The sequence below is a fragment of the Neomelitea salexigens DSM 19753 genome (genome assembly GCF_000422345.1).
Taxonomy (GTDB): domain Bacteria; phylum Pseudomonadota; class Gammaproteobacteria; order Pseudomonadales; family Spongiibacteraceae; genus Spongiibacter; species Spongiibacter marinus_A.
The window spans coordinates 141,710-162,191 of sequence record NZ_AULP01000004.1; the positions used below are offsets into that span (position 1 = coordinate 141,710).

A 20,482-nucleotide genomic window follows, 5' to 3' on the forward strand; every position below is an offset into this window, starting at 1 on the left:
GGTTTTTTTGCTTAACGTTTCTGACTTTGCCAGCGTGCCTACGGCGTTTTGTACTCAAAGCCCATTTCCACACCATCGACTTTTTCATCATAGGCGTTGAAACTTTTATCCAGCGTTGCATCTTCTTTAAGGTAGATTTTACTTTTCAGTTTTAATTTTGATTCCGGCTTATCGCCCTCTTCAAACCAACGCTCAACGCCATAGCGGCTCGTTTGAGGCTCAAATGGTGTCGCGTCCTCTGTGTAGTCAGCCGGTAAACGCAAATCCAGTGGCGGCGCTGTTGACACACCGTCTGCTGTTTTTGTTACCTCTTCCTGAAATGACGGATCAGCAGTCATCCCCGGCGAGGATTTGCCCTCAGTCATGGGCAGCGGTTCAATGGGCGCAACGCAGCACGCTTGTTGTTGGTAATAAAACCACATTAGACCTGCCACCAGTAGCAGCAACAGCACGATGCCAACTGTACTTTTCATCTACCCTCCCTTAACGGCGGCGCGCCAATATTGAATACCACCCGCGCCCTACTCCTATTGGACAATTGACCGCGCAGTTTGTCACCGATTAAATGCGCAGAGAATTTAATAACATAACAGGGGAAATCGATGGCAAGGCTCGCGGGAAAAGTCGCAATTATCACCGGTGCTGCGCGCGGAATGGGCGCCCTCACCGCCAAACGTTTTGTAGAAGAAGGCGCCAAAGTGGTAATCGCCGACCTACTGGATGAGCCCGGGCAGGCACTCGCCCAACAGCTAGGCGAGAATGCTCGCTACGTGCATGCCGATGTATCGTGCGAACAGGATTGGCAAACACTGATTGCCGAAGCCGAGGCGCTTGGACCGCTCAATATATTGATAAATAATGCGGCGATACTCCACGCGGCCGCCATTGCCGATTCAGACGGCGATGACTACATGCGCGTCATCAAGGTGAATCAGCTTGGCCCCTACCTCGGCATACGCGCTGCCATCGAGCCAATGAAGCGCAGCGGCGGCGGCTCGATTATCAATATCTCTTCTATTGACGGCCTGCAAGCAAAAAACGGCTTGAGCGCCTATGTATCGTCGAAGTGGGCAGTTCGCGGCCTAAGCAAGTCGGCCGCCATTGAATTAGGCCCCTACAATATTCGCGTGAACACCGTTCACCCAGGGGGCATTTACACCGACATGCATGGCGCTGGAGAAGGTGCCCAGCCCAGCGACGAGGACAATGCCTTCTACGTCAATCACCCTCTACCGCGGGTAGGCCTTCCCGCTGAAGTGGCCAATATGTCGCTGTTTCTGGCCTCCGACGAAAGCAGCTACTCAACGGGCTCAGAGTTTATTGTCGACGGCGGGTGGAATGCGGGGCTAAGACTGGATTTACTGCCGACCTCCTAATCGTTTAGGCTGGCAGCTGACTCACCATGAATAACGGAGGGTAATATGGAAGCAGAATTTCACAGCATGTCAGCACTGTTTCAGCAACTCGGCCTGCCAGCAACGCCCGGCGACATTGAAACATTCATTGGGCGCCACCGGCCGCTCCCCAAAGACCTGGCCCTGCACCAGGCTCACTTCTGGTCGCCGAGCCAGGCCGCCTTTTTGAAACAGGCCCTAGACGACGATGCCGAGTGGGCTGAGCTCGTAGACGAGTTAGACGCGCAATTGCGCCACTGATACGTTCGCAACTTAGAGCGCCCCAGGGCCGTAGCGGCTCTGCGGCGACTCGGGCGGCGCTTCCTTTTTCGGCTTTTTACTTTCTTCGATCTGCTGTTGCGCGCGTTGCAATTCGCGCTCAACAGCATCGACCATCACTGACCAACCATCAACCAACGCTTTGTTGGCTTCTTCGAGAAGATTACCCAGAGAACTGGCTGCGTCCTCTTTCTTGGCGCTGTTTAGCTGCTGGCTCAAGGCGTCCACGCTTTGCTGCAGGGCCTCTAGCTGCTGCTCCAAACGCTGCGTTTCAGCTTGAGTATGGCGATACTGCCAATATTCAAAGCCAATCAACGCAACAATCGCAACGGCAAATATCGCGTTTAAAGATGATTTCATACTATGCTCTCTCCGAGCTCTTTCGACTCAGGCATTGTATGCCCGTTTTGGGTGATAATCGCCAGTAAACTTAAAAAACCGGAACGCTATGAAGCTGAATTTACTGTTAACCGGCAACGAACTTATGGCCGGCGATATTATTGATTCAAACTCCGCGATGGTTGCCCAGCAACTGGCGCCACACGGTTGGAGAATACATAAAAAGGTCACGGTAGGCGATGACACCGCACTGCTGCAAAAGGAAATTGATCAGCTGTGTGACGAGGGCGATGTACTGATTATTAATGGCGGTCTCGGCCCCACCGTTGATGACTTAACCGCCGCCGTGCTGGCCCAGCTCTGCGACCGGCCACTTACCGAGCACCCTGAGGCCTTGGCGCACTTGTCGCACTGGTGCGAGAAGCGCGGTTTCAGTATGAACGCCTCTAACCGTAAGCAAGCCATTCTCCCCCAGGGCTGCGATATTATCGCTAATGCCCGCGGCAGCGCTGTTGGAATTCGGCTTATGTATCGCAACTGCTTGGTATTGGCGACGCCGGGGGTACCCAGCGAATTGCGTCAGATGCTGACCGACGAAATTCTTCCCCTGCTCCAGCAACGTTTTGAGTCGGACCATATTCACACCCTTCGTCTCGGCGTTTTTGGTTTAGGTGAGTCCGGCATTCAGGAACTTTTTGACCGCGAGCTACCCAATTGGCCCGACAATATCGAACTGGGTTTTCGCGCTTCAATGCCAGTGCTGGAAGTAAAGCTTACCGCGCGCGGTAAGCACGCAAATACGACGCTGGCCGAATGGCGCGCGCCCGTTGAAACACTTCTCGGCGAGCATTTACTCGGCGAGCTGCCGCTCAGCTTACCCTCGGTATTAGTCGACGAGCTCAACAAACTAAACCAAACCCTGTGCACGGCAGAGTCCTGTACGGGCGGGCTAATCGCCTCCCAAATCACCAGCATCGCTGGCGCATCGAAAGTCTTTCCCGGTGGCATAGTCAGCTATTCAAACGCGATGAAAAGCAGCCAATTGGGCGTGAGTGAGGCGCTGCTGCAACAGCACGGCGCAGTAAGCAAGGACGTTGCCTTGGCCATGGCGCAGGGCGCCCTACGCGTTGGCCACGCCGATGTGGCCCTGGCCGTCACAGGCATTGCCGGGCCCGATGGGGGCTCTGAGGATAAGCCGGTCGGCACAGTGTGGATAGCGTGGGGCAGCGCAGACCGCCTAAAAGCGGAATGTTTGGTGCTGCCTTTTGACCGCCAGGCCTTTCAAATCTGGGTGTCGGCGCTGGGTATGGAGCTGGTGCGCCGCCACTTACTGGGCATTGCCACGATGCCCAGCTTGATTCAGCGCTACTGCAAAAAAGCGCATTAAGCGCGCGACTTCAGGTGCTCGTCCACCCATTGCAAGAGCATCTCATAGGCACCGCGAATCATCGCGGCCGCCTCTTCGTCTGATGCGCCCTGTGGCGTTGCACGGCCATACCAGTCTACATGACAGCGGCCGTCATCAATGGCCGTCACCTTGGCATTGGCCGAATAATCGGTCACAGGCATGGGAATACCGCGAGGGATCGTATAGCCAAAACTCATATTATTGGCGTCCATACTTTCGAGCTGCTCATCAATCGGCTCCATGCCCGCCAAGTGCAAACGGCGAATCATGCCAATCCCCTCACCGATTACCTCAATTTTGTCGATACCTGGCGCCCAGTTAATGTCGCCAAAATCTTCCAACAAGGCCCAAACTGTTGCCGCGGGAAAATCTAAATCGCGCTCTACATGTACTTCAACCATCTGACTCTCCGAAGTTTTTTTATTCAGCGGCGATCTTGCCGCATAATAGGTGGATCAACCTCACCCGAACGGCTTAGTTAACCCTCGGCTTACTCATGAGCAAATGGCGGCGCAAGATGCGACAATAGCGCCATAATCACAACAAGGCATTCCACCCACATGAGCTCAGCGCACTCCCCTCGACCCGTTTGTTTATTCAGCATGGACTCGGACGGCTTTTGGGCTGTTCCCACCACAACGGGCGGCTTGAAAGCGTATTACCAGCACTACGGCAATAACCCAGCTGGCAACGACATACGCCTGATACATTTTCGCGACAGCGACGCGGCTGACGCCTGGAAAGCCACATGGCCCGAGCTTAGAGAGGAATTCATCGCCTGCATCGCACGTGGCGGTGTACCGGTGGTGGGCTTCAGTATGTACACCTGGAATGCAGCGGAATTTCTCGAGCTGATCGCGCTAGTTAAGTCTGACTGCCCGCAAGTCCTTTGCATTGCCGGCGGGCCTCACGTACAACAAGCCGAAGACTATCTGTACGACGACCCCATTGATGTTATTGCTCTGGGCGAGGCAGAAACCACCTTCGCCCAGTGGCTGGATTGCGAGAGCCGAGAGCAGTGGCAAGACGTGGATGGCCTCGCGTATTTGCGCGATGGTGAACTGGTAAAAACTGCTGAGCGCAAGCGCCGCCAGGATCTCGACGCCCTGCCCTCGGCCCTCGATGTAGTGCCGCTGTGTGACGATGCGGGTAAGCCACTCTACGACTCGGTTTCCTACGAAAGCAGCCGTGGCTGCCCCTTTAAATGCGCGTTTTGCGAATGGGGCACCGGTGCTATCGGCTCGAAAATGTACCAGTTTTCCATGGAGAGGATTGAGCGAGACTGGCGCAAAATTGTGGCCGCTGGCATCAAGGATATCTGGCTTGCCGATTCCAATTTTGGCGCATTGAGAGAAGATTTGGACAAGGCCAAACTCATTTGCGAACTGAAAAATACCACCGGTCTACCCAGCAGCTTCGCCACCTCGTGGTCAAAGAAACATAGCCCGCGGGTGCAAGAAATTGTCTTGCTGCTTAACCAGCACGGGCTACTGCCGCACTATCAACTCGCCCTGCAAACCCTAACACCAAAGGCCCTCGAGCTTAGCAATCGCAAAAACATGGCCGCCAATAAATACGAGCCCATTGCCAAAGATATGGCCAGCAAAGGGGTGCCTATTGCCGCCGAACTCATTTGGGGGCTACCCGGTGACAATCTCCCAGATTTTGAGCGCAATCTCGATGAACTGCTGCAGGTTTTCCCCAATCTCAATATTTTTGCCTACACCCTGCTGCCGGGTACCGAGTTTTACGAAAAACGCCAGGAATATCAGATTGAAACCATTCCTGTGGCCGGCTACGGCAAGGCGAAAGGCGAATACGTGGTCGCCTGCCACAGCTTCAGCCGTGAACAGGGACTGCAGGGCTACCTATTAATTACCGCACACATGTTATTTGCTCACGGCCATATTCTACCCTACAGCATTCGCTACATTGCCCAGCAAGAGGGTATTACAACCGCAACACTGATGCGCGAGCTTCTACTGGCTGTGTGCCGGGAATTTCAGGACGCTTTGCCTAGCGTTGATGTTGACGATGCCCTTACGGTCTATGAGTCGCGCAATGCTATCTTCACTGAGTGTCTGCGCGACCCGCAGCGCCTGTATCAGTGCGTGCAAAGGGTAATGAACCACTATGTGAGTGATTACGCCGGTGCCAGCACCACACTGCCGATCAAGGCGCGTTTGCACAGGCTGCTCGAGCTTGACCAGGCACTTTCACCTCGCTGGGGAGAAGCCAGCGAACGCGAAGTTACCTTTAGCTTCGACGCGCTGGGCTGCAAACGAGCGCTGGACGAGATGTCATCGCCTAACGAAAGCTGCTTTCAGTCTGGCCCCAGCTCGGCGCGAATACGCACCCCGGGCGGCGTCGGTAGCATTCTTCACGAACCCGACGGCGGCGCCTGGCTACGCGGCGAAATTCAGCACGACACTGAAGAGCAAGTGGTACGCGTTATTCACCCCGGACAGGAAGCGCTCGCGCACTCTTAATCTGCCGCAAGTGCCTCACGTATTTTTTCTGCCTCAGCCGCCAGCGACGCAGCGTCGGCCATTTCAGCCCCGGCAAAGTCGATGTCGCGCATCTCGTCAATTGGCACGAGATGCAGATGGGTATGTGGCACCTCCAGACCGACGATCTGCAAGCTCACGCGACGACATTGATACACCCGCTTCTGGGCCTTCGCCAGTTTTTTGGACACCGTCAGCAAGTGAGCACTGAGCGCCTCGGGCAAATCGTCCCAGTGATCTATTTCCTCTTTAGGAATGACCAAAATATGGCCCGGCTTAATCGGCTGAATGGTCATAATCGCCACACAGTCATCGTCCTGCCAAACAAAATGTCCGGGCAACTCACCTGCAATAATTTTGCTGAAAATACTCGCCATGATTACTCCTGTTGATCATCGCCAGTGTCAACACCGGCAAAATACTGTTTTATTTGTCGCTCGCAATCCGCTCGCCCTGTTAGGCGGTACGCGGCTGCCAAAGCAAGCCAATCGCGGCTTTGGTACAAGCGTTCTACAACCAGCGCGGACGGCGATGGCGTAGCGCCAACGCAAACGCGCTTTAAATGCACCGCCGCCTGTTCAAAGGGCAGCTCCCCCGCCACATAGCGCTTTTGTTGCTGTCTGTCGTATTCGGTGCCCTGCACCGGCAGCGCTGTCAGTAAAGCGGCCAGCGCTGGTGCAGGCATGTCTCGGCGCAGCAGCTCTGTGCAGCTCAGCAACTCATTGCAAAGCACCTCACGCTGGGCATCAAGGTGTGGCCAGTTATCGCTGAGGGGGCGAACCACCATCAGTGAATAGCTGCCGCTACTGGTGTCTCGCCGACTGGCCAGGTGGACAACAGAAAAACCCTGCCGCCGCCAAAATGCCAGTAATTCCGGCTCGCAAGAGAAGCTGCTACTCAGGAACGCGCAGCCGCTCCCGCGAGCATTGCGCAGAAGCGCCGCTAGCAATGCGCTAGCAATCCCCGTTCGTCGCTCCCCTTCGCTCACCGCGATACGATTGATACGCAGGCTCGGCGCCACCAACCACTGTGTCTGCCCGCTCCGCTGTGCCAAGGCCTGGGCCAGCAAATGGCCTTTTAGCCGCCGCTGGCCGCGGCTAACCCGCTCACATTGCTCATCAGCCAGCGCCCCCTCCGGAAGCACCTGGCAAACCCCCACGATCGCTGTACCGATGCGCGCGATCATCAGCTGAGAATGAAGGTCGAGCAAGTATTGAAGATCCTGCGGCGTCGTTTGGTAATGCGCCTCCATCAATAACTGAAACACCTGCGCCAACGCCAATTCATCGTTCACCAGCGCAGCAGCGCTGACGCTGTCGACACGCAGCCTGCCGTTGCCGGCGTTGGGTGCCGCTTCGGCAGTGCCCAGCAAAAAAATGGTGTTTAACGTGGTCTCAAGAGGGTCGTCGTCAGCCCAGCGCAGCGGCGTCGATAAGAATTGTCGGCGCCACTGCGGCCTCAACCTGTCCAGGCAGCGCCGGAAACGAATATCGAATCCTCTTCCTGTGCCTTCGTATCCTGACACGGTTGTGGAGAATACCAGCCTCGGTAAGCGCCCTAGCAGCGTTTCCAGTAATGGCAGCGGCAAGTGAGCCGCCTCGTCAACCATCACCAGCTCGGCTCGAAAGTCTTCGCAGGCACTGGCAGACAGCAAGTCAGCCGGCGTGAGATATTCCAGCTCCGCGCCCTGCCACACCAGCTTTTCACCTTCGCGCACCGCGCCCGGCAAAACCTCCATGGCGCGGCGAAAGGCGATCTCAACCATGTCGGTTCTGGCCGCGGATATCACCACTTTTTGGCTTCCGCTGCGCAGCAGCTCTGCAGCGGCTATGCCGAGCGCTGATGTTTTCCCCCGACCGCGGTCGGCGCGAATAACAAGGGGGCGCCCCGACCGACCTCGCGCCGCGCGTACAATGGCAGTAACGGTGGATAATTGATCTGTACTGGGCACCTCGGCTCGCCAGGCATGTGCCTTGTCGCCGTTTATTGGCGCTGTGTCGCTCACCTGGGCAGACTCGCTGCCTTGCTGGATCAAACAGACTGCAGGCTGCAGGGGAAGCAACGTCGTGAGCCTGGAAATAAAGACAGAGTGCTCAACCGCGAAACCCGCCTCCTGCATTGCCGAGGCGTAGGCCTGTGGCCAATCCGCTAAAGGCGGCGTTAGTAACACCAGGGAGCCGCCGCCTCGCAATGTGCCGGCTGCTGCCAACCAGTGGTTAACCGAGCTATAGCGATGGCCATCGATAATGACCCAATCACTTTCGATGCCTAAGCTGGCGGCTTTACCGCTCGGCTGAAACCCCGCCAGCGCATTGTGTGCAACAAGTAAGACGCCATCCTCGCTGTTGATCGCTGCGGATAATAACGCCTCTGCCCAACGCTGTTCACCACTTAATACAATAAGCTGGCGGTGACCGCGGCGGACATTGCTCGCTCGCCGCGACGCGCACCACTGAGTAAAGGCTTCGGCCTGCACTATTGGTTACCGCCACTGGGATAAACCGGGGCCTCGTGCATGTGTAGATGCAACAGCAGTTGCCGGTCGTTTCGGTAAATGTCTTGCAAATTTTCGTCTAAGAATTCTTCAGCGAGACGAAGCAAATAGCCACGCAGCTCCGCCTCAGACACTAGCCCCAATTGAACCGCTGAGGCCATCGCACCTTCCAAGCGGTACAGGGTCGCAGGTGGCACATCCCAGCCCTGTGCCTGCTCGGTAAAGAACGCACGCAAACGCTTGTGCAAGTCGTCGATAAATGCCTGTGAGTCCACCGGGCTATCGCCTTAATCTAGATCGCGACGGGTCTGCACCAGCACCCAGGGTGCGACCACCACGGCCCATAATGATGCCTGCTCTTGCGTCCACTTCTGCGCCGACTCGGTGTCGACACGGCCAAGCTGACCCGACGCTAGTAACGGGCTAATGGTCTGAGTATCGTCGTTTGCCATGCCTGCCGCCACGGCAACAAGGTCGAGCTTGGGTGAAACCTCCAGTACGGCGCCCTGGGCGTAGAAACGTTGCAATTCCTCCCAGGGTATCTTGGCGGTTTCGCGATTCAGCTTAGTTAGCAGCTCGTCACTTTCTTGCGGGTCAGTCATGAACAGGTAGGTCTCAAAGTCGGTGTATTAAGCTCCCCAGGGGAGCTGCCAAGGTGGCGACCATTCTACCAGCGCCGCCTCAACAGCTCTATCGCCAAAGGCCTCACCACTACTTGGCTCACATATGAATGACATCGGCACGCCTCGGTAGTCAAAACGCAGCCCCCAGGCATGCAGGTAACAGCGATCCGCGGGCGATTTGCCATACCGCTCATCACCGAGAATCGGCACCCCTAAACCGGCCATCACCACGCGCAATTGATGCGTTTTGCCAGTGGCGGGCTTCAGTAGATAGCAGCGCTTGCCCGGCGCAATACTGGTGCTGATAAAGCGGGTCCGTGAGGGATTATTGCAACTGCGACTAAGCCGGTAACTTCCCCCGCGTGCTTTAATGATGTCACCCACCACTGCGCCCTGTTTCTTACGAGGCTTGCCAGGAGCAATGGCAATGTAAAACTTGTCGACACGACGCTCACTAAAGCTGCGCCCCAGCTCGGCTGCCGCCTCAGCATTACGGGCGATAAGCAGTAAACCCGAGGTCGCATCGTCAAGGCGGTGGACAAGGTGCAAGCCGGCTCCACCTCGCTCAGCGCAGAGGCGGTCTAACAGGCTTTCGCGGTGATGGTTGCGGTGCAAATTAGCACCGGCAGTTTTATTGAGCACAAAAAAATCACTGTGCTCATACACGAGTTCATACACGGATGGATCTGCTACTGGCCTTGCTGCTGAGTGCCGTGTTGATGCGCGTCATTGAGTTCACGCCGCAGGATATCGATCTCTCTAATAGATTCCTCCGCTAAACCGGCGAACTCCATTTGCAAGGCCAGTGCTTCAAAGTCTGTGGCCTGCCCCTGACGCGCGTACAGGTCAAGCAGTAGCATTTGTAGCTCGAGAGATTCGTCGTCGCGCAGGGCCTGCTCAAGGATCTGCTGAGCGCCGCGGTAGTCCCCCAATTCAATGCACGCCGCCGCAACCGCCTGCGGCGAGTTATCTTCCTCAGCCACACGGCCAGTCACCGCAGCAATAGCTGCGCCGCCAGACTGTTCTTTTGGGGTATCCCCCAGTTCCGCGAAAACGTCTTCAAAATGTGTTGCCGACGCCTTGGGGACAGCCGTGGCCACGCCAGCATAGTGAAACGCTTGCAAGCGGCGTTTTGCGGCAGCTTTACGGCGTCGATAAAACAATAGCCCGCCCACCGCTGCAACACCCAGTGACAGCAACGCCCAGGGGCTGCCGCGCCACTCAGCATTTTCAGGCAACGGCGCAGCTGAGGCCCCACCAATGGACGTCGCGTCAGTCTCTGTAACGCCAGATTGAACCGCCTCAGAGGCCGAGGCCACATCAGCACCACGCACAAATTCGCTTGATACCGTTTGATCCCCGGCCTGAGGCGCCTCGGCCAGGGGCTGCGCATCACTCACCGCCGGCACCACTACGCTATTTTCGGCCTGGATCGCGGCAGTTTGGCCCTTCAGGGCAGTATATTCATCCTGCAAGCTGAGCAGGCGCGTCTGTAGCGCCTGCAAGCGGCTATTCATTGCCTCGATATTCGCGCGTACGGCTGACACTTCGTCGGTCACCGCTGCCAACGAAGCCGTCAAGCGCTGCTCTTCGGTCATCGACTGGGCGGCGTTGGAGCCTACAACAGTGCTTTCTGTCGAAGCTTCTGGCACCGTTTCTGCTTCATTACTTACCGTGCTTTTCGGCGCAAGCGATGTTTGTTTGTCGGAACCACCTGGGCCGCCACCGGGTAGCAACACATCGGCAAGTGCTGCCGCCTCAACATTTAGCGAGACGGACTCCTTTAACATATCTTTTTCGCCGCGTACAAAGGCGTGGGGGTTTAGGCGATAGACCGCCTCCATCAGGGGCAGCTGCTCACCACCTCGGGCACGCCGAATGCGCGAAGCCACTCGCCAAAGGCTATCTCCGCGCACCGTTGTATACGTCGATACATCAGCGTTAATAGGCCGCCGCGGCGACGATTTCGCTGGGCGATTACCCTGTGCTGGTTTTACCGATGCTAACCGGGTACTCGCTGCGCCCGCTTGAACCACACTTGCCTGCTCCGGTGCCTGCGCAGGCAAGTCGAGTAGCAATGTGTATTCACGCTCTATCGTACCTGTCGGCCAGCGCACCGATAAAACGAAATTAAGGAAGGGTTCAACGATCGGCGTGGTGCTGCGTAAATAAATCACGCCGCTGCCAGAAAGGCTTAATTCACTGCGTACCGACAGGGTTCGGGTATCAAGCCCGCCCATTGCACTATCGCTCTGTGCATCCCACACCGGTTTCACATCAATCAGAATTTGTTCGGGATCCAAGCCCTCTGCACCGCTGATAACCACGCGTGCGGCCAATGGCTTACCTAACACCGAATCCAGCTCCGCACGACCTAAACCCATCGCTTTCGCATCGGGGCTAACGGCGACCGCTAGTAGCAGTGGAATAAAAGCAGGGGCTCGCAGTTTCTTCATTGCCGTATTCTCATTTCTTGTTGTGAGTCACTTCACATTTATCATTACCCTACAGCTTACAACATTTTGAGTAAAAGTCGCGCGGCAAACGCTGGTTAGTGGCCTGAGGCCTGAGCTACGCTTAATAACAGACTAGCTCGAGACTAAAATGAAAAGCTGGCGACATGCCATGAAAGAAAAGCGTCAGCGTCACAGCATTGTCACGTTACTGCGTTAGGATCACCGCTTATCCACAACAAGTTTTCCCCAGATACAGTGAATAAGCTTGTGGATAAGGCTGTTCAATTCTCCGCTGAGCAACGTCTCATCAACGCTGCCGCCACGCGCGTAGTTTTTGATCAACCTTTGGCGATCTGGCGGCGACGTGACACCATTACCACAATGATCAACGCCATGACGGCGGCTGCACAAAAGTACGGGTAGCTTGGCGCGATACGGTATAAGAAGCCCCCCGCAAGCGGCCCAGCAACAAACCCAAGCCCCGCCACCGAGCCGAGCAGACCAGCCAAACCGCCTTGCTCATGGGGCTCGACAACCAAGCTGGCACTGGCACCGTAGGCCGGGCCAGTCAAGCCCATACCAAAGCCGAACAAGCCCATCGCCGATAACAACATCGGCAACGTGTCTGACAATGCTAACAGCAAATACCCGGCGCAACTGAACGGCAGCCCCATAAACAGCAGGTTCATTGGCGACCCGGTGTAGCGCTGCACCACCACAAATTGCGCAAACAGCATGGCACCTGATGACACGATCATCGCGGCGGAAAACCACTGTGCCGCCGCGACGCCGTCGAGTGACAGTAAATCCTGAAAATAAAACCCCAGCGTCTGCTGAACCATGCCCAGCAAGCTGTAAAGCGCAAAACCGATGAGGATAAACAGACGGTACCTGGGGTCGAAATACGCCATCCGCTTCGGCCGCTTACCGCCGCTGCTATGCGCTGGAATGGCGGGCAAATAACGCCAGACCAAAATCGCAACCAATGCGGCCAGCGCCGCTTGTAAATATAGCGGCGTTAAATAACTGAAGGCGACAAACCACGCCAGCGCGGGCCCCAGCATTACCCCCAGTTGATTGAAGGCCTGCAATTTCGCCATCCCCTGCGCTCGCCGGGAGATATCTGTGACATCGACCATATAGGCAGCCGATGCCGGGTGGGTCGCCGACATCAACGCGGCGTGAATGCCGCGACTGAACATCAGCAGCACATACAGGAGGCCGCCACCGAGTATGCTAACAAGCCCCATCCACGCGACCGCGTTGAACAGCATGGTACCAATGGTGTAGCCGAATAGGCCGATAATAATGATCGGCTTTCGCCCCCATACATCGCTCTTTCTTCCCCAATAGGGAGAGGTCATGAAAAAAACGAGCGCGGTCAGTGCCGACAGCGAGGTGATTGCCATTTCCTTGGGCGCAATCGTCAGTTCGGTGAAGGGAAGTTGCCAGAGCATTTCATGCAGGGCCAGTTCACGCCCCAACATTGGCAGCACCGCAAACACCACGCTTTGGCCCATCCCCACCGCCATCATGGCGGCGTATAGCGAAATCATCGCCCGCCAGTCAGACCTCGGTGCACTGCCTGTTTCCGTCACTCAGCTATCCTCTTGCCATCGGTTTTTATCTGCCACGCCATCTGGCACACTTTGATACAGCGTGATCAAGGCTGGCTATCGTCCGTTCGCGGAGCATGCATTTTACACAGCCACTCCTTGTGCCAACACAAACCAAGTGGGAAACATGTCAAAGGTTCAGCAAGACGTACCATTGAGCCAGCGTTGGCTGGACCGAATAGAACGCACGGGCAATCGCCTGCCACACCCGGTGGTGCTGTTCGTTTATTTCTGTGCGATCGTCATTTTGCTGTCGGTATGGCTCACGGCAACTGGCGCTAACGTACAGAATCCCAGCAATGGCGAATGGCTTTACACGCGCTCTCTGCTGTCTCGCGACGGCCTGCTGTGGATGCTACACAATGCGGTTGGCAACTTTGTGAACTTCGCGCCTGTCGGCTCGGTGATCGTCGCCATAATGGGTATTGCCGTGGCGGAACACTCCGGCTTGCTCGGCCATGTGTTGACACAATTCGCGCGACGGGCGCCACCAAAGGCGTTGAGTGCGGTGATTGTATTCACCGGCGTATTATCCAGTATTGGTTTTGACTCGGGCTATGTTGTTTTAATCCCTTTGGCGGCGATCGTCTTTCGCGCCGCCGGACGCTCTCCGCTAGCGGGGATTGCCGCCGCATTCGCCGGGGTATCTGGCGGGTTTAGCGCAAATATTCTCCTCGGCCCAGTCGACGCAATTTTGGCGGGTATATCCACCGAGTCGCTACAGCTGATTGCCCCACAGGCTTCGGTGAGTGTCAGCGCAAACTATTACTTCATCGCCTTTTCTACCCTGCTCATTACCCTCGTTGGCGCATGGGTGACGGAAACATTGGTAGAGCCTCGACTGCAGCGCCCCGCGCAGACAGGGAGCACAAGCACGCCCCCGGATGCCTCTGCTAACGAGACAAAAGCGCTGCGCCGCGTGCTGCTTTTTAGCGTACTTTATATCGCGACGCTCATCGCGGCAGTAGTCCATCCACAGGGGCCATTGCGCAATCCTGACCCCAGCGGTATGGCAGCCCTGCCCCTGTTGCAGGGAATTGTGGTGTTTATTGCTGCATATGGCGCACTCGCCGGGATTATTTTCGGCTACAGCAGCGGCCGCTTTACACGCAGTAAAGACTGGGTAGATGCCATGGAATCAGGCATGAGCACCTTGGCCGGCTATCTGGTACTGATGTTCTTTGCCGCCCAGTTTGTTAATTATTTTTCCTGGACGGGCATTGGCGCGTTAACGGCAATTAAAGGCGCACAATGGCTTGCCGGGCTCGAGCTTTCCACTACCAGTCTGTTGATTAGCTTTGTGCTGTGCAGCGCGGCCATCAACCTATTAATCGGCAGCGCGTCGGCAAAATGGGCCTTGATGGCGCCGATATTCGTCCCCATGTTGGCGATGCTCGATGTGGCACCTGAGGCCGTACAAATGGCTTACCGAATTGGTGACTCCAGCACCAACATCATCACGCCGTTAATGCCATATTTTGGCGTTGTGGTGGCCTTTATGCAGCGCCACGATAGCAAAGCCGGTATGGGCACGCTGTTGGCATTGATGCTGCCCTACTCCCTGTGTTTTATCGTGAGCTGGTCCGTATTACTGGCGGCCTGGGTCGGATTGGGTATTCCCTTAGGACCGAAATAAAAAGGGCCGAAATAAAAAAAGCCGCCCTCAGCCAAGCTGGGACGGCTTTCAACTACTGGCGCCAAGCCTTATTTTTTCTCTTGGACAGCCGCACTCATCTCATCAATATTCACGTGGCGAACGTCCGCGCCCTTGGCCAAATAAATAACATGCTCGGCAATGTTGCGCGCGTGGTCGCCAATACGCTCTAGGGAACGCAGTGCCCACAGTACCTGCAAGACTGAGGAAATGGTGCGCGGATCTTCCATCATATAGGTCACCAAGCTGCGCATAGCGGTGCCGTATTCCATATCGACGGAATGATCTTCTTCTGCCACATCCAGCGCCATATCACTGTCTACACGGGCAAACGCGTCCAACGCGTTGCGCACCATGCTCAATACATGGTCACCAATGTGGCGAATCTCCAACACGCTGCGCGGCAGGCCACCCAGTTCACCCAGCTTAATTGCGGCTTCCGCAACTTTTGTGGCCTCATCACCCATACGCTCCAAATCGCTGATAATTCGGCTGATTGACAACACCAGACGAAGGTCGGTCGCTGCAGGCTGGCGGCGCGCCAAGATAATGGTGCACTCCTCGTCGATGGACACCTCCAGCGCGTTGACGATACGGTCGCCACGCTTCACTTCATCAGCCAGGCCACTGTCCTGACTCATGAATGCGGTGGTCGCATCGGCAACCTGTTTCTCAACGACCCCACCCATTTCCAGCATACGGGTTTTAATATCGTCCAGCTCAGAGTTGAACTGCTGAGAGATATGGTGAGCGTGTAAGTCTTTATCTTTCATTCCCGCATCCTATTGGCGCCGGGCTAATGGCCTAGCCTTAGCCGTAACGACCTGTTATGTAATCTTCAGTTTGTTTATTGGTCGGATTGGTAAACAAGGTATCGGTATTATCAAACTCGATCAGTTTGCCCATATACATAAATGCAGTGTAGTCAGAGACTCGCGCGGCCTGCTGCATATTATGCGTAACGATGACAATCGTGTACTTGTCTTTCAGCTCATTGATCAGTTCTTCAATCTTAAGCGTCGAGATGGGATCCAGCGCCGATGCCGGCTCATCCAGCAGCAGCACTTCCGGCTCAACCGCAATGGTGCGCGCAATGACCAAACGCTGCTGCTGACCACCAGACATGCCTAGCGCATTATCGTGCAGCCGGTCTTTCACTTCATCCCACAGGGCCGCGCCACGCAACGAGCGCTCGACCACTTCATCCAGCACCCGCTTTTTGTTCACACCTTGAATACGCAGCCCGTAAGCGACATTCTCATATATCGACTTGGGAAAGGGGTTTGGCTTTTGAAATACCATTCCCACACGGCGACGCAGGGTTGCCACATCGACACTGCGGTCGTAGATATCACTGCCGTCCAGGCGGATGGCACCTTCAACCCGGCAAGTATCGACCAGGTCATTCATGCGATTAAAGCAGCGCAGAAGGGTCGACTTACCGCAACCGCTGGGGCCGATAAACGCCGTGACCTTTTGACGAGGAATCTCCATATTAACGTCAAACAATGCTTGTTTGTCGCCGTAGTAAAGATCCAAACCGTCGACATTCAGAGTAATGTCCTCGTCGGCTATAGAGACTTCATTGCGCACCCGGCCGAGCGACTCCATATCGATTGCGTGACCAGCTGTAGCAGTTTTGTTGGTATCCATAAATTTTACCGTCATGGCTGTGCCAATTACATTTCCAAAGATTTGTATTTTTCGCGCAGATGATTCCGCAGTGCCACGGCACTGAGGTTCAGCAGCGCAATGATAATCACCAACAGCAATGCCGTAGCGTACACCAGTGGCCGCGCTGCTTCGACATTCGGGCTCTGAAAACCAACATCGTAGATGTGGAAGCCCAAGTGCATAAACTTTTGATCGAGGTGGAAGTATGGGAAGTTGCCATCCACCGGTAGCGACGGCGCCAATTTGACGACCCCGACCAGCATCAGTGGTGCAACCTCCCCGGCCGCACGCGCAACGGCCAGAATCAGGCCAGTCATCATCGCCGGGCTGGTCATGGGCAACACCACCCGCCACAAGGTCTCGGCCTTGGTGGCGCCCAGAGCCAGACTGCCCTCACGCAGATTGCGGGGAATACGCGCCAAGCCCTCTTCAGTTGCCACAATAACCACGGGCAGTGTCAGCAGCGCCAGCGTCACCGACGCCCATAGAAGCCCCGGCGTGCCAAACGTTGGCGACGGCAGTGCCTCGGGGAATAAGGCCTGGTCGATTTCTGCACCAACAAAATAGATGAAGAAGCCGAGCCCGAACACCCCGTATACAATCGAGGGTACGCCCGCCAGGTTGTTCACCGCGATGCGCACTATCCGTGTCATCAGCCCCTGCTTAGCATATTCGCGCAGATACACCGCCGCGATCACACCAAAGGGCGTTACCAGTACTGACATAATCAGCACCATGATCACCGTCCCGAAAATAGCGGGAAAGATACCGCCCTCGGTATTCGCTTCGCGGGGTTCATCGGTGAGAAACTCCGCAAACTTGCCGAAGTAAAAGCCGACCTTGTTGGCGAAGTTCATGGTATTGGGCTTGTAGGCGTGGACCACCGTCGACACGCGTTGCTCGCGCTGCTGGCCCTGCGCGGTCTCAACAATAAAGCTATCTCTGTTCCACTCGGCGTACAGTGCGTTCAGCTCTTTTTGTAATACTGCATAGGCGGCGTCTAGCTCAGCACGTTCGCTGTCGATCGCCAGCTGTTTTTGGGCGCGCTCAGCTTCCGGCAGCGCTTCATTGAGCTCCAAGCCGCGCTGGCGCAGACGCAGTTTTTCCAAGCGGTAGTTGATCGCGCCGATCTCTTTCTTTTCAACGCGCTCAATATCATGATGAATGGTTTCAGCACGTTCGATACTTTGCTGAAACGCCTGCCACAAGACCTCGTCATCGGCGGCGTCGATCGCCTGGCCATCGCGCTTCAAACCGCGCAAAAAGCCGTAGAAATTGCCCCACTCACGACGCTCGAGAACAATCGCCTGCTCTGGGTAATAGGTGTTCTGCAGGTAGCGACTTAACACCCATTTAAAGTCCGCACCACTGACATCGCGGTTACCCACTTTCACCAGCTCTCGCTGGATAAACGGCTCGTCCGTATCCAGCGTAAAACCAGCGCTGAGCAGCTGCTCGATAGCGACATCCTCGCTTTCAACCCGCTCGGCCATCACCACCGCCGGGGTTTCATCCGGCAACTGATACTCTGCGACAAATACATCGGCGGGCCAAAAGTGACTGAAACCACGCACTGCCAACAGTATTAACAAACCGATCACGGCCAGTGTGCTGACGGTCACCGCAGCGGCGTTCATCCAAATCAAGGGTTCGCCGCCCTTGAACCAGGCCGTCAGCCCCTGCTTTTCTTTATCCTGTAAATACATGATGTATCCCGAATCAATCAGAGGTTGCCGTAGCGCTGACGCAGACGCTGCCTGACCGTCTCCGCAACAGTGTTAACAACAAACGTAAACATAAATAGTACAAAGGCCGCCAAGAACAACACCCTGTAGTGACTGCTATCGACTTCCGTTTCACCAATTTCTACCGCGATATTTGCCGCCAGCGTCCGCATACCTTCGAAGATATTGGCGTCCATAATCGGGGTATTACCAGTGGCCATCAGAACGATCATTGTCTCGCCTACCGCGCGACCCATGCCGATCATCAGGGCTGAGAAGATACCCGGGCTGGCGGTGGGCATGACGACACCAACCAGGCTTTGCCAAGGCGTTGCACCGAGTGCGAGTGAGCCGTAGCTAAGGTGCTTGGGTACCGAGAAAATGGCATCTTCGGCGATGGAAAAGATCGTGGGGATAACGGCAAAACCCATTGCCACACCAACCACCAGGGCATTGCGCTGGTCGAAGGATATGCCCAGATCATTGGTCAACCAGGCACGCATATCACCCGAAAAGAATGCCCTCTCCATCGGCGCACTCAACTCAACACATGCGACGACCAGACCAATCACAACGGGTACCAACAACAAGGGATGCCAGCCTTCGGGAACACGACGACTCACACTCACCGGTAGGCGCGACCACAGCCAAGCGAAAATGAGAATACCCACCGGCAGCGCAATAAAGATACTGAACACCGCGGGCAAATTTCGCTCAATGAAAGGTGCCAGCCACAGACCTGCCAAAAAGCCGAGAATAACGGTGGGCAGCGCCTCCATTAGCTCGATTAGCGGTTTAACCTTGCGGCGCAGCGACGGCGCCATAAAGTAAGCGGTGTAAATCGCGCCGCAAATCGCCAATGGTGCCGCAATTAACATGGCGTAAAAGGCGGCTTTCAGGGTACCGAAGGCCAGCGGTGCAAAGCTGTACTTCGGTTCGAAATCATTGTCTGCCGCCGAAGACTGCCAAACATAATCGGGTTCAGGGTAGCTTTCGTACCACACCTTGCTCCACAGCACGGACCAAGAGACCTCCGGGTGCTCGTTTTCCACGGCGAAGCTGTGGATCTGCCCTCCCTGCGACTCGACAAGAAGGCGATCCGCCCGCGGCGAAATCGCCATACTAAGCACATTATTTAATTCCAGTTCTTCACTTAGCAAACGGCGCTGCGACGTGCTGTAGAAGATATCGAGGTGGCCGTCATCGGTAATGCTGACAAAGCCTTTGCGGCGGTGTTCGCTCAACAGCATTGCTGAGGGTCCGCCTGCGGTAAACTGACGAACAAACTGCAAGCCGTATTGTCCGCCCTGCTGCGCATTGCGAACCACGAACCACTGGGACACGCTGCCGTCCTCAGCGGCGGTAAGCAAAGAAATACCGCCTAACAAAAAGCGCACATCACTCAGTGCCGCGCCATCGGTCACTTCGCCGCGATCAACGATCTCCAGGCTGCGCAGGCTAATCAACCGGTAGCCACCTTGCTGGCTCAACACGTACAGCCACTGCTGGCGAGGCCCGATCAATAGATAGTCGGCGGAGATATCCAGCGTTGGCAATGCCAGGTTTTCTTCGACCAGGGTGATTTCTTCACTGAGGAAGTCTTCTTCTTTGGTCCAGCGGCGTCCGACCAAATGGCCGTCACTCACGGCGACCACCACCAGGGCTTCCTCACTGTCGCGCACGGCCAGTCGGCTCAGGGCCGCGTCGCTAATTTCCATGCCGGCTTTGCCATAGGGAAAGCGCAGAGACGGCGTAATCAGGCGTTGATCCTCGGGGTAGCTCACGCGATAGTCATGTTTGGCCAGCAGAGCTCGACCGTCTTCCATACCCACCGCGAATACGCGGGTTTCTTCTGACTCCAGTGCGAAGCTGCTAATCGCTGCAGTCGTTGGCAGCGAGCGCTTGAGAACCTGTTGACCATTCTCGGTATTAAAAAATACGGCATCCCCGTTTTCGGCAAGGCGAAAACCCACCTCGGCCTGTTCTTCCATGGCCAGATACAATGGCGCGGCGGCCACTGGCAGTTGGTACTGTTCCTCTGACTCGATGCCAGCCGAATTAAACAGCGGCAGAATTTCATACAGCAGATAGAAAAAGATCAGCAGAATGGACAGCAATACCCCAACACCACCGCCGGTGATAGTTGCTGTGGTCATGCCATCTTTGACTTGGCGCCATCTGCGTTGGGCCGATGCAGTTGCGCGCACCTCTGATTGCTTCATAAGTCTCGGGCTCTTTGAGGAACTGGCGGGGATTTTATGACGATAATGTTTCAGTTTTGTTACAGATAAAAAATGTGCCACAAACTCACGTT

The 20,482-nt window shown here is 55.8% G+C and carries 19 protein-coding genes; 5 read left to right on the plus strand and 14 right to left on the minus strand.

Annotated features, from left to right (window positions below; genetic code table 11):
* Nucleotides 1-38: 38 nt before the first annotated feature.
* Nucleotides 39-473, minus strand: coding sequence for a hypothetical protein (locus tag H573_RS0108290; protein WP_027873855.1), 435 nt, complete (start codon nucleotides 471-473; stop codon nucleotides 39-41).
* Nucleotides 474-602: 129 nt separating this feature from the next.
* Between H573_RS0108290 and H573_RS0108295 the strand changes: the two genes are divergently transcribed.
* Nucleotides 603-1,376, plus strand: a complete 774-nt coding sequence (locus tag H573_RS0108295; RefSeq protein ID WP_027873856.1) for a glucose 1-dehydrogenase — start codon at nucleotides 603-605, stop codon at nucleotides 1,374-1,376.
* A gap of 45 nt (nucleotides 1,377-1,421) precedes the next feature.
* Nucleotides 1,422-1,655: a DUF2789 domain-containing protein gene (locus H573_RS0108300; RefSeq protein ID WP_027873857.1), complete on the plus strand. Its 234-nt coding sequence runs from the start codon at nucleotides 1,422-1,424 to the stop codon at nucleotides 1,653-1,655.
* A gap of 12 nt (nucleotides 1,656-1,667) precedes the next feature.
* Here H573_RS0108300 and H573_RS0108305 read toward each other — a convergent pair whose 3' ends face one another.
* The gene (locus tag H573_RS0108305) at nucleotides 1,668-2,033 is read right to left on the minus strand and encodes an OPA3 family protein (RefSeq protein WP_027873858.1); all 366 of its coding nucleotides are present in this window, start codon (nucleotides 2,031-2,033) and stop codon (nucleotides 1,668-1,670) included.
* A gap of 88 nt (nucleotides 2,034-2,121) precedes the next feature.
* Here H573_RS0108305 and H573_RS0108310 point away from each other — a divergent pair, with 88 nt between their 5' ends.
* A complete protein-coding gene (locus H573_RS0108310; protein WP_027873859.1) occupies nucleotides 2,122-3,399 on the plus strand; it encodes a CinA family nicotinamide mononucleotide deamidase-related protein in 1,278 nt (425 codons plus the stop codon).
* Here the strand turns inward: H573_RS0108310 and H573_RS18965 are convergent.
* A complete protein-coding gene (locus H573_RS18965) occupies nucleotides 3,396-3,821 on the minus strand; it encodes an SRPBCC family protein (protein ID WP_051171130.1) in 426 nt (141 codons plus the stop codon). The genes H573_RS0108310 and H573_RS18965 overlap by 4 nt on opposite strands.
* 159 nt (nucleotides 3,822-3,980) lie before the next feature.
* Here H573_RS18965 and H573_RS0108320 point away from each other — a divergent pair, with 159 nt between their 5' ends.
* Nucleotides 3,981-5,909 carry a B12-binding domain-containing radical SAM protein gene (locus H573_RS0108320; protein WP_084497993.1) on the plus strand — a complete coding sequence of 643 codons (1,929 nt, stop codon included), beginning with the start codon at nucleotides 3,981-3,983 and terminating at the stop codon, nucleotides 5,907-5,909.
* Here the strand turns inward: H573_RS0108320 and H573_RS0108325 are convergent.
* The 7 genes from H573_RS0108325 to H573_RS0108355 form a co-directional block, all read right to left on the minus strand.
* Entirely contained in the window at nucleotides 5,906-6,304 is a 399-nt protein-coding gene (locus tag H573_RS0108325) for an HIT family protein (protein WP_027873861.1), read from the minus strand. The two genes, H573_RS0108320 and H573_RS0108325, sit on opposite strands and share 4 nt — an antisense overlap.
* A 2-nt stretch (nucleotides 6,305-6,306) precedes the next feature.
* The gene (locus H573_RS17565) at nucleotides 6,307-8,403 is read right to left on the minus strand and encodes a GNAT family N-acetyltransferase (protein WP_051171131.1); all 2,097 of its coding nucleotides are present in this window, start codon (nucleotides 8,401-8,403) and stop codon (nucleotides 6,307-6,309) included.
* Nucleotides 8,403-8,696: a hypothetical protein gene (locus tag H573_RS0108335; RefSeq protein WP_027873862.1), complete on the minus strand. Its 294-nt coding sequence runs from the start codon at nucleotides 8,694-8,696 to the stop codon at nucleotides 8,403-8,405. The genes H573_RS17565 and H573_RS0108335 overlap by 1 nt, the downstream gene beginning before the upstream one ends.
* Before the next feature lie 12 nt (nucleotides 8,697-8,708).
* On the minus strand, nucleotides 8,709-9,023 hold the full coding sequence (locus H573_RS0108340) for a DUF2288 domain-containing protein (protein WP_027873863.1): 315 nt from the start codon (nucleotides 9,021-9,023) through the stop codon (nucleotides 8,709-8,711).
* Nucleotides 9,024-9,050: 27 nt separating this feature from the next.
* Nucleotides 9,051-9,722: a TIGR01621 family pseudouridine synthase gene (locus H573_RS0108345; RefSeq protein WP_027873864.1), complete on the minus strand. Its 672-nt coding sequence runs from the start codon at nucleotides 9,720-9,722 to the stop codon at nucleotides 9,051-9,053.
* An 11-nt stretch (nucleotides 9,723-9,733) separates the two neighbouring features.
* Nucleotides 9,734-11,500, minus strand: coding sequence for a type IV pilus assembly protein FimV (locus tag H573_RS0108350; RefSeq protein WP_027873865.1), 1,767 nt, complete (start codon nucleotides 11,498-11,500; stop codon nucleotides 9,734-9,736).
* Between the two features lie 338 nt (nucleotides 11,501-11,838).
* On the minus strand, nucleotides 11,839-13,098 hold the full coding sequence (locus H573_RS0108355; protein ID WP_027873866.1) for an MFS transporter: 1,260 nt from the start codon (nucleotides 13,096-13,098) through the stop codon (nucleotides 11,839-11,841).
* A 145-nt stretch (nucleotides 13,099-13,243) separates the two neighbouring features.
* Between H573_RS0108355 and H573_RS0108360 the strand changes: the two genes are divergently transcribed.
* Nucleotides 13,244-14,752 (plus strand): AbgT family transporter, encoded by a 1,509-nt coding sequence (locus H573_RS0108360; protein WP_051171133.1) that lies wholly within the window; start codon nucleotides 13,244-13,246, stop codon nucleotides 14,750-14,752.
* Nucleotides 14,753-14,820: 68 nt separating this feature from the next.
* On the opposite strand, the gene phoU is transcribed toward H573_RS0108360, so the two are convergent.
* The 4 genes from phoU to H573_RS0108380 all read right to left on the minus strand — a co-directional run bounded on the left by phoU (nucleotide 14,821) and on the right by H573_RS0108380 (nucleotide 20,390).
* Entirely contained in the window at nucleotides 14,821-15,543 is a 723-nt protein-coding gene (gene phoU, locus H573_RS0108365) for a phosphate signaling complex protein PhoU (RefSeq protein WP_027873868.1), read from the minus strand.
* 37 nt (nucleotides 15,544-15,580) lie between these two features.
* Nucleotides 15,581-16,381 carry a phosphate ABC transporter ATP-binding protein PstB gene (pstB, locus tag H573_RS0108370; protein ID WP_205618922.1) on the minus strand — a complete coding sequence of 267 codons (801 nt, stop codon included), beginning with the start codon at nucleotides 16,379-16,381 and terminating at the stop codon, nucleotides 15,581-15,583.
* Between the two features lie 68 nt (nucleotides 16,382-16,449).
* A complete protein-coding gene (gene pstA / locus H573_RS0108375; protein ID WP_027873870.1) occupies nucleotides 16,450-18,150 on the minus strand; it encodes a phosphate ABC transporter permease PstA in 1,701 nt (566 codons plus the stop codon).
* A 17-nt stretch (nucleotides 18,151-18,167) separates the two neighbouring features.
* Nucleotides 18,168-20,390: an ABC transporter permease subunit gene (locus H573_RS0108380; RefSeq protein WP_027873871.1), complete on the minus strand. Its 2,223-nt coding sequence runs from the start codon at nucleotides 20,388-20,390 to the stop codon at nucleotides 18,168-18,170.
* Nucleotides 20,391-20,482: the final 92 nt, after the last annotated feature.